At 71.2% G+C, this 14,220-nt stretch carries 12 protein-coding genes and 1 riboswitch; of the genes, 6 read left to right on the forward strand and 6 right to left on the reverse strand.

Going from position 1 to position 14,220, the window contains the following annotated elements; translation table 11 throughout:
• Window positions 1–2: 2 nt before the first annotated feature.
• Together M4J07_RS10915 and M4J07_RS10920 are read right to left on the reverse strand one after the other, a co-directional pair.
• Complete coding sequence (locus M4J07_RS10915; RefSeq protein ID WP_255970384.1) at window positions 3–935, reverse strand: sucrase ferredoxin; 933 nt, start codon at window positions 933–935, stop codon at window positions 3–5.
• 27 nt (window positions 936–962) lie between these two features.
• A complete protein-coding gene (locus tag M4J07_RS10920) occupies window positions 963–2,231 on the reverse strand; it encodes a citrate synthase (protein WP_255970387.1) in 1,269 nt (422 codons plus the stop codon).
• Between the two features lie 97 nt (window positions 2,232–2,328).
• Here M4J07_RS10920 and M4J07_RS10925 point away from each other — a divergent pair, with 97 nt between their 5' ends.
• Window positions 2,329–3,498, forward strand: coding sequence for a citrate synthase/methylcitrate synthase (locus tag M4J07_RS10925; protein WP_255970392.1), 1,170 nt, complete (start codon window positions 2,329–2,331; stop codon window positions 3,496–3,498).
• Window positions 3,499–3,729: 231 nt separating this feature from the next.
• Here the strand turns inward: M4J07_RS10925 and M4J07_RS10930 are convergent, their stop codons facing one another.
• Together M4J07_RS10930 and M4J07_RS10935 are read right to left on the reverse strand one after the other, a co-directional pair.
• Window positions 3,730–3,966, reverse strand: a complete 237-nt coding sequence (locus M4J07_RS10930; protein ID WP_255970395.1) for a hypothetical protein — start codon at window positions 3,964–3,966, stop codon at window positions 3,730–3,732.
• Window positions 3,967–4,060: 94 nt separating this feature from the next.
• Window positions 4,061–4,552, reverse strand: a complete 492-nt coding sequence (locus tag M4J07_RS10935) for a DUF6082 family protein (protein ID WP_255970398.1) — start codon at window positions 4,550–4,552, stop codon at window positions 4,061–4,063.
• A gap of 316 nt (window positions 4,553–4,868) precedes the next feature.
• Between M4J07_RS10935 and M4J07_RS10940 the strand changes: the two genes are divergently transcribed.
• The gene (locus M4J07_RS10940) at window positions 4,869–5,948 is read left to right on the forward strand and encodes a CobW family GTP-binding protein (protein ID WP_255970401.1); all 1,080 of its coding nucleotides are present in this window, start codon (window positions 4,869–4,871) and stop codon (window positions 5,946–5,948) included.
• On the opposite strand, the gene M4J07_RS10945 is transcribed toward M4J07_RS10940, so the two are convergent.
• Window positions 5,945–8,401, reverse strand: a complete 2,457-nt coding sequence (locus M4J07_RS10945; RefSeq protein WP_255970404.1) for a DNA gyrase/topoisomerase IV subunit A — start codon at window positions 8,399–8,401, stop codon at window positions 5,945–5,947. The two genes, M4J07_RS10940 and M4J07_RS10945, sit on opposite strands and share 4 nt — an antisense overlap.
• 272 nt (window positions 8,402–8,673) lie before the next feature.
• Here M4J07_RS10945 and M4J07_RS10950 point away from each other — a divergent pair, with 272 nt between their 5' ends.
• The 4 genes from M4J07_RS10950 (at window position 8,674) to M4J07_RS10965 (ending at window position 13,566) form a co-directional block, all read left to right on the forward strand.
• Entirely contained in the window at window positions 8,674–10,035 is a 1,362-nt protein-coding gene (locus tag M4J07_RS10950; protein WP_255970508.1) for a M16 family metallopeptidase, read from the forward strand.
• A gap of 17 nt (window positions 10,036–10,052) precedes the next feature.
• Complete coding sequence (locus M4J07_RS10955) at window positions 10,053–11,420, forward strand: M16 family metallopeptidase (RefSeq protein ID WP_255970510.1); 1,368 nt, start codon at window positions 10,053–10,055, stop codon at window positions 11,418–11,420.
• 249 nt (window positions 11,421–11,669) lie between these two features.
• Window positions 11,670–11,842: riboswitch (cyclic di-AMP (ydaO/yuaA leader) on the forward strand.
• A 12-nt stretch (window positions 11,843–11,854) separates the two neighbouring features.
• Window positions 11,855–12,655, forward strand: coding sequence for a M23 family metallopeptidase (locus tag M4J07_RS10960; RefSeq protein ID WP_255970407.1), 801 nt, complete (start codon window positions 11,855–11,857; stop codon window positions 12,653–12,655).
• A 224-nt stretch (window positions 12,656–12,879) separates the two neighbouring features.
• Window positions 12,880–13,566, forward strand: coding sequence for a GntR family transcriptional regulator (locus M4J07_RS10965; RefSeq protein ID WP_255970410.1), 687 nt, complete (start codon window positions 12,880–12,882; stop codon window positions 13,564–13,566).
• A 221-nt stretch (window positions 13,567–13,787) separates the two neighbouring features.
• On the opposite strand, the gene M4J07_RS10970 is transcribed toward M4J07_RS10965, so the two are convergent.
• Window positions 13,788–14,069: an HPr family phosphocarrier protein gene (locus M4J07_RS10970; protein ID WP_105968582.1), complete on the reverse strand. Its 282-nt coding sequence runs from the start codon at window positions 14,067–14,069 to the stop codon at window positions 13,788–13,790.
• Between the last annotated feature and the right edge of the window lie 151 nt (window positions 14,070–14,220).

Consider the following 14,220-nt stretch of genomic DNA (forward strand, 5'->3'; position numbering starts at 1 on the left):
CTTCAGGCGCGGGGCGCGGGAACCTCACGCACAGCCACGACATCCATACGGGCCGGTGAGCCGAGAGCGCCGCCGCAGCTCTCCGGGCGGGGCGGCAGGGACGCACCCTGGGCGACGGTCACCTGCCAGTGGCGCCCGTCGGTGTGGGCGACGGTCACCTCCCACCGGGGCGCGTCCTGGGCGTCCCGCGCGGCTGCTGTACGTATGACGCTCAGGGCGTCGGCGCCGTTCTCGGGGGCCGCTCGGCGCACCGCCAGTTCCGCGGCCTGACCCGGGCGATCCCAGGCCGAGTTGCCGCGGCATCCCCGGGTGACGATCCGGCCGGCGCGCACCGCGTCCAGGATCTCCTTCACGTCGGTGGCCACGGCCCTCCCGTAGGCGTATCCGTACGGCAGCACCAGAAGGGTGGGGGAGAAGCGGTGGCCGCCGAGGTGGGTGACCTCCCAGACGTCCTGCTCGCCGGAGAGGGCGAGTTCGGCGGCCAACGGCCGCCCCAGGAGCGCGCAGCAGCGGTCGCGCTTGCCGTTGGTGCACACGAGGGCGAGCGGAGCGCCGGTGTGGGGCTCGCCGAAGCCGCCGTGATCACCCGATCCCAGAGCGGCGAAGTCCAGCTGGAGCAGCTCCGCGGGGGCGTCGACGGTGGTGCTCCGCAGCCAGGTGTTTCCGGGTGTCGTGTGGGCCACGTACACCTGGTGGCGGGCCGGTCCGTGGCGGTCCGCGTGCCGCCCGGGCCGCCGGACGAGCGCGACCCGCACTCCGGTGCCGTCGGCCGCGGCCTCCAGGGCACGGCCCACCTCGGGGTCCAGATGGCTGGAGGTCAGGGCCTTGGCGCCCCAGGGACCGGGCTGCTCGATCAGCAGCCAGGTCCGGGCGGTGGCCGCGGTGCCCGCGAGAGGCTCGTCGAGATCCCGCGAAGCGGCCGTGCACGTACTCACAGAGGGGAGCCTAACCTGCCCGTCCGATCACTCCTCACCCGTGGCCGACGGCAGTGGCTGTGGCGGGCGCAGGCCTACGTAGTGGCCCGACGGCCGCATACGGAGGGGCCGTTCCCCGTACTCCTCCAGGGCGTGCGCGATCCAGCCCGCCGTGCGCGCCACGGCGAAGATCGTCTCGCCGGCCTCGGCGGGCATCCGGAACGACGTGGTGAACACGGCCAGCGCCAGATCCACATTGGCGTGCAGGTCCGTGTGGCGGGCGGTCGTCGTCACCACGTCGCGTGCGGCGGCCAGTGCGGGCCCGGCCTCGGGCAGCTCCGCCAGGGCCGCGAACAGGGCCTGCGCGCGCGGATCCTCGCCCCGGTACAGGCGGTGCCCGAGCCCCGGCACGCGCCGCCCGGCCCGCAGCTCGTCGGCCACCACAGGTCCGGCGCTGCCCCGGTCGAGGACCTCCAGGAGCATCCGGTGGGCCAGACCGCTCGCCGCCCCGTGCAACGGCCCCTCCAGGACGCCCAGGCCCGCGGAGACGGTCGCGTACGCGTGCGCCCTGGCCGACGCGGCGACCCGGACGGCGAGGGTGGAGGCCGCGAGGTCGTGGTCGGCGAGCAGGGCAAGCGCCAGGTCCAGTACGCGAAGTGACGCCTCGTCGGGCTCCTCGTAGGTCAGCCGTCCCCACAGGCGGCGCGCGATGGGGACGCCGTCCTTGTAGGTGGACCTGCGCAGCGGCAGCGCGGCCGCGAGCGTCGGGATGAGGGAGCGGGCGGCGCCGAGCACGGACTCGTCGGACAGGTCGTAGCGCAGCGGGTCCGCGGTCGCGGCGGCGACGGCGGCCACCCGCAACCGGTCGACGGGGCTGCTGTGTTCGGGCAGTGCCGCCACGGCGCGCCGGGCCGCGGCGAGGGACTCCTCGGGCGCGGTGAAGGTGACGCCGGGGCGCAGCACGCCCGTCCACAGCCACTCCGCGACCTCTTCGTAGGTGTGCCGGGCCGCCAGCTCCGCCGCGTCGACCCCCCGGAAGAAGTACCGGTCCTCGTCGATGAGGGTGATCCGGGTGCGTACGGACAGCTCGTTCCCGCTCGAAGCCGGCGCGCCCTCCCGCTTGTTGCGCCGGGCGAGGGCCTCGACCTCCGCGGCGTCGAAGGTGCTGCCGCGCCGGCCCTGGCCGCGCCTGCTCGACAGCTGGCCGCGGCTTACGTACGCGTACACCGTCTCCGGCTTCACGCCGAGCAGTTCGGCGGTCTCCTTGGTGCTCAGCCGACGGCTTTGCTGTGCCGGTGCCGGTTCTTGATCCGTCATGGGAGTCACCGTATCCGCATCACAATGTATTGATGCAATCAATATTGACAAGATTAGAGTCAAGCATGGACAGTCGAATCAAGTCCAGGGAGGAAACATGCCGATCAACGGGACCACGACCGCCCCCGTCGTCGACGTACCGCGAGGGCTCGCGGGCGTCGTCGTCACCGACACCGCACTCGGGGACGTCAGGGGGCGCGAGGGCTTCTACCACTACCGCCAGTACTCCGCCGTGGAGCTCGCGCAGACCCGCGGCTTCGAGGACGTCTGGCACCTGATGATCCACGGCGAGCTGCCCGACGCCGCACGGTCGGCGGCCTTCGCCCGGGAGACCGCGGCGCTGCGCGGGCTGCCCGACGAGGTGCGCGCGGCGCTGCCCGCCGTCGCCCGCGCCGGATCGCTGTCCGGCCCCCTCGCGGGACTGCGCACGGCGCTCTCGCTGTTCGGCGCCTCGCAGGGCTTCCGGCCCGTCTACGACATCGACGCCGACCGGCGCCGCGCCGACACCCTGGCCGCCACGGCGGTGGTCCCCACCATCCTCACCGCGCTGCACCGGCTCGGCGAGGGGCTCGAACCGGTGGAGCCGCGCGGGGACCTGTCGTACGCGGCCAACTACCTCTACATGCTGACGGGCTCGGAGCCGGACCAGGCGCATGCCCGGGCCATCGAGCAGTACCTCATCTCAACCATTGATCACGGCTTCAATGCGTCAACGTTCACGGCCCGCGTCATCACCTCGACGGGAGCCGACGTCGCCGCCTGCCTGGTCGGCGCCGTCGGGGCACTCTCCGGCCCCCTGCATGGCGGGGCGCCCAGCCGTGCGCTCGACACCCTGGACGCGATCGGCACCCCGGACCGCATCGACCCCTGGATCCGTGAGCGGGTCCTCGCGGGTGACCGGATCATGGGCTTCGGGCACCCCGTCTACCGCACGGAGGACCCGCGCTCCCGCATGCTCCGCGGCATCGCGGAACGGTTCGGCGGACCTCTGGTGGAGTTCGCGGTGGAGGTCGAGCAGCACGTCGAGGCGATCCTCGCCGAGCTCAAGCCCGGACGTGAGCTGCACACGAACGTGGAGTTCTATGCGGGCGTGGTCATGGAGCTGTGCGGTCTGCCCCGCACGATGTTCACGCCCACCTTCGCCGCGGCGCGGGCGGTCGGCTGGAGCGCCCACGTGCTGGAGCAGGCCCAGGATTCGAAGATCATCCGGCCGGCGGCGCGCTACGTGGGGGTGGAGCCGCCGGTGGCGGTGCCGCTGCTCGGCTGAGATGCGCGGGGCGGGCGCGGTCGAGGTCGGGCACTGTGGTGCCCGACCTCGACGGCGGTGGAGCTCTTCCGTTCCGGTTCCGGTTCGGGGTTCGGCTCGGTTCCGGTTCGGGTTCAGGTCAAGCGGAAGGCGGACCGCCGGGCCCGCCTCCGCTTCCTGGAACGGCTATGTGGGTCACGGTCTACCTCGGGTTGGTGCAGGCGCTGCCGGGTTCAGGGGCGTGGGCGGCCATCAGGCCTCCGGGATGTCCGCCCGGGCCCGCACCAGTGTGTCGCGCGTGATGACGACGATCCGCTCGTAGTCGGCCCGTGCGGCATCGGATGGCAGCTCGGCGTCGAGCTTGTCGGTGGCATCCGTGCCGATGACGGCGAAGTTGCCGTCGGCGAGCTCGAAGATGTCGGGGCAGGTCTGCCCGGAGGCGCTACCGCGCTCGCGGGGAGACGCGCCGATGCGGCGGACGATTTTCAAAGGGATCCCGGTCCTTGGCACTGGGTTGGCAGAAGCGGGCCACACAGTAGCCGGTCGCGGGGGGCACCGTAGGAGCGCGATACGCCAACTGGGTTCAATCGCAAGGTGGTTCGCCGACCACCCACCACTCGTCCGTGTCGGCCTCGTCCAGATCCAGGAGCAACCGCTCCACCATCCGGCCGAGCTCCGCCTCGTCCGAGGTGCCTTCGAGGCTCGCGCGATGGTGCCGGGTGGCGACCAAGTAGTCGCGGACGATCGGGTTCTGGCAGATGACCCGCAGGTGACCGTAGAGCTCCCGCCGGCTCATGGCGCCGATGCGGTGGAAGTAGAGGGCGTTCGTGTACAGGGCGTTGGCGAACAGGAACTGTCGCTGCCGCTCCGGTGACACGGCCTCCTCGTAGGTGTCGAGGACCGCGGCCAGGGCGGGATCGTCCATGGCCTTGCACAGCAGGTCGAAGTGCAGGCGGTGCTGTTCGGTCAGCGAGGCGTGCCGACGTCGGCGGGCCAGCAGCGACCCGACCGTCGTGGTGGCTCCGGCCGCCATCGCGGCGGCGAGAGTGCGTGCTCCGTAACTCCTTGTGGCCATGTGAACCCCCGATTCAGGCGACCGTGCGCCGGTCGTCGGGTGCGGGGCGACGGAGACGGAGACCGGCGAGCAGTGGGCGGCGCGCTTGCCGTCTCCCAGGGTGCCGAGCGGCTCTGATCGGCGGGGAGGCGGAGAGGAGGCGCACGGATGCACGGACCGTGTAAACCGGCGCCTCTCCAACGTGTGCCCAATGGGCAGCGCTAACAATCGTTCACTTCGCTCGCTTTCTGCGCGCTCGTATCCTGGGGCGGCATTCACCCTTCGTACGAGAGCCGGCCCCCGGACCGGCGCGCGCTTCGGCGCGAGAGAGGTCGCGTTGAGCAAGGCGAGCCCGCAGCAGATCCCCGTCGTCGTCCTCGCGGGCTTCCTCGGATCGGGGAAGACCACGCTCCTGAACCACCTGCTGCACCGCAGCGGCGGCACCCGGATCGGCGCGATCGTCAACGACTTCGGAGCGATCGAGATCGACGCGATGGCGGTCGCGGGACAGCTGGGCGACTCCACCGTCTCGCTCGGCAACGGATGCCTGTGCTGCGCCGTGGACGCCAGTGAACTCGACGTCTATCTGGACAAGTTGACCGGCCCTGTCCATGACGGTCAGGTCATGGACGTCATCGTCATCGAGGCGAGCGGCATCGCGGAACCCCAGGAACTCGTGCGCATGGTCCTCGCGAGCGAGAATCCGCGGATCGTCTACGGAGGGCTGGTCGAGGTCGTCGACGCCGCCGAGTTCGACGCCACGCGGGAGAAGCACCCGGAGGTGGAGCGCCACCTGGGGCTCGCCGACCTCGTCGTGGTGAACAAGGGCGACCGGGTCGCCCCGGACGAACAGGAGCGCGTCCTGGGAGCCGTGCGGGCGGCAGCGGGCCGAGCCGCCGTCGTGACCGCCTCGTACGGCCGGATCGACCCGGAGCTGCTCTTCGACTGCCGTCCCTCGGAGGAGCGGATCGGACAGCTGTCCTTCGACGATCTCCACCGTCACGACGACGGCGAGGCGCACGACGCGCATCTGCACGCCGCCTACGAGAGCGTCGCCTTCACCTCCGAGGTGCCCATGGACCCGCGTCGCCTGATGGCCTTCCTCGACGGCAGGCCCGACGGGCTCTACCGGATCAAGGGATACGTCGACTTCGGGGCGGGCGATCCGCGCAACCGGTACGCGGTGCACGCCGTCGGGCCGTTCCTGCGGTTCCGGCCCGAGCCGTGGCCCGCCGGCGGGCCACGGCTGACGCAGCTCGTCCTCATCGGCGCGGGGATCGACACGGCCGCCCTCGGCGGGGAACTCGACGCCTGTAGGAGCGAAGCCCCACACACCGTCGACGAGCACGGCATGTGGGGCGTTCTCCGCTACGTACAGGAGAAGGGCGAAGCGGCCGAGGAGCCGCGGGACCTCTAGGCCGGTCCTGCCACCACCGCCACGGTCTTCGGGAGCGAGACGCCCGAACCGTCGCGCCGCGGGTCCATCTCGGGCAGCTCCGCCGGCATGCCGTTCTTCTGCGACGCGCGCGCGGGCACCGGGCCCGCCCAGCCCAGGCTCAGGCAGTCCTCGCCCTTCAGGAACCGCTGGCAGCGCACACCGCCGGTCGCCCGGCCCTTCCTCGGGTACTGGTCGAACGGCGTGAGCTTGGCCGTCGTCTGCACCGAGTCGTCGAGCGTGCCGCGCGAGCCCGCCACCGTGAACACCACCGCGTCGGCCGCGGGGTCGACCGCCGTGAACGAGATGACCTTCGCGCCGGTCGCCAGCTTGATGCCGGCCATGCCGCCCGCGGGACGGCCCTGCGGGCGCACCACGGACGCCTGGTAGCGCAGCAGCTGTGCGTCGTCCGTGATGAAGACCAGGTCCTCCTCGCCGGTACGGAGCTCGACCGCACCCACGATCCGGTCGCCGTCCTTGAGGGTGATGACCTCCAACTCCTCCTTGTTCGACGGGTAGTCCGGGACCACACGCTTCACGACGCCCTGCTCCGTGCCGATCGCCAGACCCGGGGACGACTCGTCCAGGGTCATCAGGCAGACCACCGTCTCGTCGGCCTCCAAGGAGGAGAGGAACTCGGAGATCGGGGCGCCTCCGGAGAGGTTCGGCGCGGACGCCGTCTCTGGGAGCTGCGGCAGATCGATGACGTTCAGCCGCAGCAGCCGGCCTTCGGAGGTGACCGCGCCGATCTCGCCGAGGGCCGTCGCCGGCACCGCGGAGACGATCAGATCGTGCTTGGTGCGCTTGCCGTCCTCGTCCGCGCCGAAGGGCTCGCCGTTCGCCGTACGGGCCAGCAGGCCGGTCGACGAGAGCAGCACACGGCACGGGTCGTCCGCCACCTGGAGCGAGACCGACGCCACCGGCGCGCCCGCCGACTCCAGGAGCACCGTGCGCCGGTCGGAACCGAACTTCTTCGCCACGGCGGCCAGTTCCGTGGAGACCAGCTTGCGCAGCTCGGTGTCCGAATCCAGGATGCCGGTCAGCTCGTCGATCTCGCCGTTGAGCTTGTCGCGCTCCGACTCCAGCTCGATGCGGTCGAACTTGGTGAGGCGGCGCAGCGGCGTGTCCAGGATGTACTGCGTCTGGATGTCGCTCAGGGAGAAGCGCTCCATCAGGCGCTCCTTGGCCTGCGCGCTGTTGTCGCTGGAGCGGATGAGGCGGATGACCTCGTCGATGTCCACCAGGGCGACGAGCAGGCCCTCGACCAGGTGCAGCCGGTCCTGCTTCTTGCTGCGGCGGAACTCGCTGCGGCGGCGCACGACCTCGAAGCGGTGGTCCAGATAGACCTCGAGGAGCTCCTTGAGGCCGAGCGTGAGCGGCTGACCGTCCACCAGCGCCACATTGTTGATGCCGAAGGACTCCTCCATCGGCGTCAGCTTGTAGAGCTGCTCCAGGACGGCCTCCGGCACGAAGCCGTTCTTGATCTCGATGACCAGGCGCAGGCCGTGCTCGCGGTCCGTGAGGTCCTTGACGTCGGCGATGCCCTGGAGCTTCTTCGAGCCGACCAGTTCCTTGATCTTCGCGATGACCTTCTCCGGGCCGACCGCGAAGGGCAGCTCGGTGACGACGAGGCCCTTGCGGCGCGCGGTCACGCTCTCCACCGAGACCGTCGCGCGGATCTTGAAGGTGCCGCGGCCCGTCTCGTACGCGTCCTTGATGCCGGACAGGCCGACGATCCGGCCGCCGGTGGGCAGGTCGGGCCCCGGGACGAACTTCATCAGCGTCTCGAGGTCGGCGCCCGGGTGCTTGATCAAGTGCCGGGCGGCGGCGATCACTTCGCCCAGGTTGTGCGGCGCCATGTTGGTCGCCATGCCGACCGCGATGCCCGACGCGCCGTTCACCAGGAGGTTCGGGTACGCCGCCGGGAGGACCAGCGGCTCCTGCTCCTGGCCGTCGTAGTTCGGCGCGAAGTCGACGGTGTTCTCGTCGATGGACTCGGTCATCAGGGACGCCGCGGCGTCCATCTTGCACTCGGTGTAACGCATGGCGGCCGGGCGGTCGTCGTTGCCCAGCGAGCCGAAGTTGCCGTGCCCGTCCACCAGGGGCACGCGCATGGAGAACGGCTGGGCCAGGCGCACCAGGGCGTCGTAGATCGACGCGTCGCCATGGGGGTGCAACTTACCCATGACCTCGCCGACCACGCGAGCGCACTTCACGTAGCCGCGCTCGGGGCGCAGGCCCATCTCGTTCATCTGGTAGACGATCCGACGGTGGACGGGCTTCATCCCGTCGCGGGCGTCGGGCAGGGCGCGAGAGTAGATGACCGAGTACGCGTACTCCAGGTAGGAGCCCTGCATTTCGTCGACCACGTCGATGTCGAGGATCCTCTCCTCGAAGTCGTCGGGCGGCGGGGTCTTCGTGCTGCGGCGGGCCATCGCTGCTGCGGCTCCTTCACCAACATGAACGGGTACATGAACGAGAACTGTCGCGGACCATTGTGGACCGCCCCACTGACAACGCCGATCGCGACCCGTCCGTAGCGGGTCGCGGGCGGCCCCCGGAAGGGTCCGCGTGCTCGCTTACGGCGTAGCCCGAGCGGGAACTTCGCCAGGTGTCAGCACGCTTGCATACAGTGGCAGGACTGGCAGCAGTTCTGTGGTTTGCTGCGTATTTCGCGTTCTCCGCGATCGAAGGGACGTACATGCCCATGGGTCACACGGCCACCGCCGAGGCCGGCTCCGGCGGCCTGACAGCGACCGAGCACCGGCTGGCCAACGGCCTGCGCGTGGTGCTCTCCGAGGATCACCTGACCCCGGTCGCGGCGGTCTGCCTCTGGTACGACGTCGGCTCGCGCCACGAGGTCAAGGGCCGCACGGGCCTGGCTCACCTCTTCGAGCACCTGATGTTCCAGGGCTCGAAGCAGGTGCACGGCAACGGCCACTTCGAACTGGTCCAGGGCGCGGGCGGTTCCCTCAACGGGACGACGAGCTTCGAGCGCACGAACTACTTCGAGACCATGCCCACCCACCAGCTGGAGCTCGCGCTGTGGCTGGAGGCGGACCGCATGGGCTCGCTGCTGGCCGCCCTCGACGACGAGTCGATGGAGAACCAGCGGGACGTCGTGAAGAACGAGCGCCGCCAGCGCTACGACAACGTCCCGTACGGCACGGCGTTCGAGAAGCTGACCGCCCTGATGTACCCCGAGGGCCACCCGTACCACCACACGCCCATCGGCTCCATGGACGATCTGGACGCGGCCACCCTCGAGGACGCGCGGAACTTCTTCCGCACCTACTACGCGCCCAACAACGCCGTCCTGTCGATCGTCGGCGACATCGACCCGCAGGAGACCCGCGCCTGGGTCGAGAAGTACTTCGGGTCCATCCCCGGCCACGACGGCAAGCCCGCCCCGCGCGACGGCGCCCTGCCCGATGTGATCGGCGGGCAGCTCCGCGAGGTCGTCGAGGAGGAGGTGCCGGCCCGCGCCCTGATGGCCGCCTACCGGCTCCCGGAGGACGGCACGCGCGCGTGCGACGCCGCCGACCTCGCCCTGACCGTGCTGGGCGGCGGCGAGTCCTCGCGGCTCTACAACCGGCTGGTGCGCCGCGACCGCACCGCTGTCGCCGCCGGGTTCGGCCTGCTGCGGCTCGCCGGGGCGCCCTCCCTGGGCTGGCTGGACGTGAAGACGTCCGGCGACGTCGAGGTGCCGGTCATCGAGGCGGCCGTCGACGAGGAGCTCGCCCGGTTCGCCGAGGAGGGCCCGACCGCCGAGGAAATGGAGCGCGCGCAGGCCCAGTTGGAGCGCGAGTGGCTGGACCGGCTCGGCACGGTCGCGGGCCGCGCCGACGAACTGTGCCGGTTCGCCGTCCTGTTCGGCGACCCGCAGCTCGCCCTGACCGCCGTACGGCGCGTCCTCGAGGTGACCGCCGAGGAGGTCCAGGAGATCGCCAAGGCCCGCCTGCGCCCCGACAACCGCGCGGTCCTCGTGTACGAGCCCACGGCCCCGGCAGAGGCCGACACCGAGACCGACACCGAGACCGCCGAGAACGCTGAGGAGGCGGGCCGGTGACCGAGCAGCTCGCGATGATGGACTTCCACCCGCAGCCGCAGGCGGGCGCGCCCAAGCCGTGGGCCTTCCCCGCCCCGCAGCGCGGCACGCTCGACAACGGCCTGACGGTGCTGCACTGCCACCGCCCCGGCCAGCAGGTCGTCGCGGTCGAGATCAACCTCGACGCGCCGCTGGACGCGGAGCCGAAGGGTCTCGACGGCGTCTCCACGATCATGGCGCGTGCCTTCAACGAGGGCACCGACAAGCACTCCGCCGAGGAGTTCGCGGCGGAACTGGAGCGCTGCGGCGCCACGATGGACGCGCACGCCGACCACCCCGGCGTCCGCGTCTCCCTCGAGGTGCCGGTCTCCCGGCTGCCCAAGGCGCTGGCCCTGCTGGCCGACGCCCTGCGGGCACCCGCCTTCGCCGACAGCGAGATCGAGCGTCTCGTCCGCAACCGGCTGGACGAGATCCCGCACGAGAGCGCCAACCCGGCCCGCCGCGCCGCCAAGGAGCTCTCCCGGCAGCTCTTCCCGGCCGACGCGCGCATGTCGCGCCCGCGCCAGGGCACCGAGGAGACCGTCACCGCCATCGACGCGGCGGCCGTGCGCGCCTTCTACGAGAAGCACGTGCGCCCCGCCACCGCGACGGCCGTCGTCGTGGGCGACCTGACGGGCGTGGACCTCGCCGCCCTGCTCGCGGACACCCTCGGCGCCTGGACGGGCGACACGGCCGAGCCGCGCCCCGTGCCGCCGGTCATCGCCGACGACAGCGGCCGCGTCGTGATCGTGGACCGCCCGGGAGCCGTGCAGACGCAGCTGCTCATCGGCCGCATCGGACCCGACCGGCACGACCGCGTGTGGGCCGCGCAGATCCTCGGCACGTACTGCCTGGGCGGCACCCTCACCTCCCGCCTGGACCGGGTCCTGCGCGAGGAGAAGGGCTACACCTACGGGGTGCGGTCCTTCGCCCAGGTGCTGCGTTCGGCGCCCGACGGCACGGGCGCCTCGATGCTCGCCATCAGCGGCTCCGTGGACACCCCGAACACGGGACCGGCGCTCGACGACCTCTGGCAGGTGCTGCGCACCCTGGCGGCCGAGGGCCTCACGGATGCCGAACGGGACACCGCGGTGCAGAACTTGGTGGGCGTGGCCCCGCTGAAGTTCGAGACCGCGGCGGCCGTCGCGGGCACGCTCGCCGACCAGGTCGAGCAGCACCTGCCGGACGACTTCCAGGCGCACCTGTACCGCCAACTGGCGGCCACGGGCACCGTGGAGGCCACCGCGGCGGTCGTGAGCGCCTTCCCGGCCGACCGCCTGGTGACGATCCTGGTGGGCGACGCCGCGGCGATCGAGGAGCCCGTCAAGGCCCTCAACATCGGCGAGGTGACCGTGGTCGCCGGCTGACCCGTGCCGCCCTGCTGAACCCGGAGCCCCGGAGGCCGTACAGGTCTCCGGGGCTCTGTGGTGTCCCTCACGTCCCTTCTTGTCCACTCTCGGATCAGGCAAGGATCACGTATGTCCGAATTGGGGCGGAGGTTGCCTGTCTGCTCTGTGGCATGCACTACAAAAGCCGGGATCCGTTTGTCGATCGAAAGATGTCCCGCTTAGCGTCGGTCCGGCTGTCCGCCAGACACACGTCGCGCCCGCGACACCGGACAGTCATCGCCGAGTCCCCCATGGCGCGAGCCAGGGGAGCCGGGGACCCACCGCAGTCCCTGGGGTGAATCGGACGCTCTTTCCGGCCGTGAGGCGGGGGAGAGGGCCCGTAGGAGACCTTCCTGCTCCGAACCCGTCAGCTAACCCGGTAGGCGAGAGGGAAGGAAAGGACCAGCCCCTTCATGGCGTTCACCCGTGCCACCGGGAAGCACCGTCGTCCGAGCCGTCTCACGCGAACCACCGCGCAGGTCGCGGGTGTCGCGGCGCTCACCACGACCGGTGTCATCGGAGGCCTCGCCGCCCCCGCTCTCGCCGCCGACAACGCGGCCGCCGAGCAGAACGGCCTCACCCAGGCGATAGCCATCGGCGACTCGCTGGCCGACCAGATCGACGCCCAGGCCGTCGCACAGAAGAAGGCCGCCGACGCGGCCGCGGCCAAGGCCGCCGCCGAGAAGAAGGCGGAGGCCGAGGCCAAGAAGAAGGCCGAGGAGGCCAAGCGCGAGGCCGAGGCGAAGGCCAAGAAGGAGCGCGAGGCCAAGGAGCGCGCCGCCCGTGAGGCCGAGCGCAAGCGCCTGAACACCTACGTGGCGCCCATCTCCGGCTCGTACGTCTCCACCGCCTACAAGGCGAGCAGCGGCCTGTGGTCCTCCGGCAGCCACACCGGCATCGACTTCCACGCGGCGAGCGGCACCTCGGTGCACGCCGTCGGCATGGGCACCGTCGTCGAGGCCGGCTGGGGCGGCGCGTACGGCAACAACATCGTGATCAAGATGAACGACGGCACGTACACCCAGTACGGTCACCTGTCCTCCATCGGCGTCTCCGTGGGCCAGTCCGTCACCCCGGGCCAGCAGATCGGCCTCTCCGGCGCCACGGGCAACGTCACGGGCCCGCACCTCCACTTCGAGGCCCGCACCGGCCCCGACTACGGCTCGGACATCGACCCGGTCGCGTACCTGCGCTCGCACGGCGTGGGCGTCTGACGCACCGGCGACAGCATCCTCCGAAAGCCCCGGCTCACCGAGCCGGGGCTTTCGCGTGCGCGGACCTCGTCTGGCCAAAAAATATCCCTGGATTCCGGCCTGCCGTCGGAAATTCGGGAACGGTGGAATAGAGTCGATGGGCAGGCGCGCTGACCGGGTGTTCATCGCGTTCGCACGGGCGTCAATCGACCGCGTTTCGCGGGGATTAAGGCGGAGGTCGGGTCATGCGCATTCCCGCGCACTCGGTATGCACAGCCATCCGCGACGACATCGTCGCGGGTGTCTACGAGCGCGGCGGCAGGCTCACCGAGGAACTGCTCGCGCGCCGCTACGGAGTCTCGCGCGTGCCGGTCCGCGAGGCGCTGCGCACCCTGGAGGCGGAGGGGTTCGTCGTCACGCGCAGGCACGCGGGCGCGTGCGTGGCCGAGCCGACCGAGCGGGAGGCCGCCGACCTCCTGGAGATCCGCATGCTGCTCGAACCGCTGGGCGCCGCCCGTGCCGCGCAGCGCCGCACCGACGCCCACCTCAAGGTCCTGCGCGGCCTGGTCAGGCTGGGCCAGGAGCGGTCCAGGCGCGGTCAGAGCGAGGATCTGCGCTCGCTGGGCGGCTGGTTCCACGAGACGCTCGCCCAGGCCTCGGGCAGCCCCGGACTGATCGCCCTGCTCACCCAGCTGCGGCACAAGATCGCGTGGATGTACGCCGTGGAGAGCCCGGCCCAGCCGGCCGAGTCCTGGGCCGAGCACGGCGCGATCGTGGACGCGGTGGCCCGCGGCGACGCCGAGCGGGCCCGCTCCCTGACCGCGCTGCACACCGAACGGGCGACCGCGGCCCACCGGCTGCGGGTCCCCCGCGCGGGCGAGCGCGTGAGGACTTCGCAACATGCCGTAAACACGGCGGGCCTCCAGCATTAACAGGGGAGCCGTATACAAAGGGATACGGTATTCGCCGCACGGCCGTGGAGTGATTTCCGCTGCCCATTCCGAGAATGGGTCCGGATTTCGAGTTTCCGGTGCGATTGCTTTGTGTTGCCGTGCGTGCCGCATGAATTCCGTACCCGGTGTGAACCCGAAAGCGGAAACGACAGAGCCGCGCGTCCCCGAAGGGAATCGCGCGGCTCTGCCGACCGATGGAGTCAGACGGTCTCGGGGAGCTCCTCGAGACCCTCGGCGACCAGCTTCGCCAGACGGTCGAGAGCGGCGTCCGCGCCCTCGGCGTCGGAGGCCAGGACGATCTCCTCGCCACCCTGGGCGCCCAGGCCGAGCACCGCGAGCATGGAGGCGGCGTTGACGGGGTTGCCGTCGGCCTTGGCGATCGTCAGGGGGACGCCGGCCGCCGTGGCCGCGCGGACGAAGATGGAGGCGGGGCGGGCGTGGAGGCCCTCGGCCCAGCCGACGTTGACGCGGCGCTCAGCCATGTGATGCTGCCCTTCAGGTGTCTCACGGTTGTCTAGACCATTCTCACACACCGTCGAACGTGCTCGACGCGGACCCGGGTCCCGTAAGGCAAGGGCCTCGGGTCCCCCTCAGCCTGCCTCCCACACGCGCGGGACGCGACCCGTACCACCG

The sequence above is a fragment of the Streptomyces longispororuber genome, from assembly GCF_024448165.1.
In the GTDB taxonomy this organism is placed as follows: Bacteria; Actinomycetota; Actinomycetes; order Streptomycetales; family Streptomycetaceae; genus Streptomyces; species Streptomyces longispororuber_A.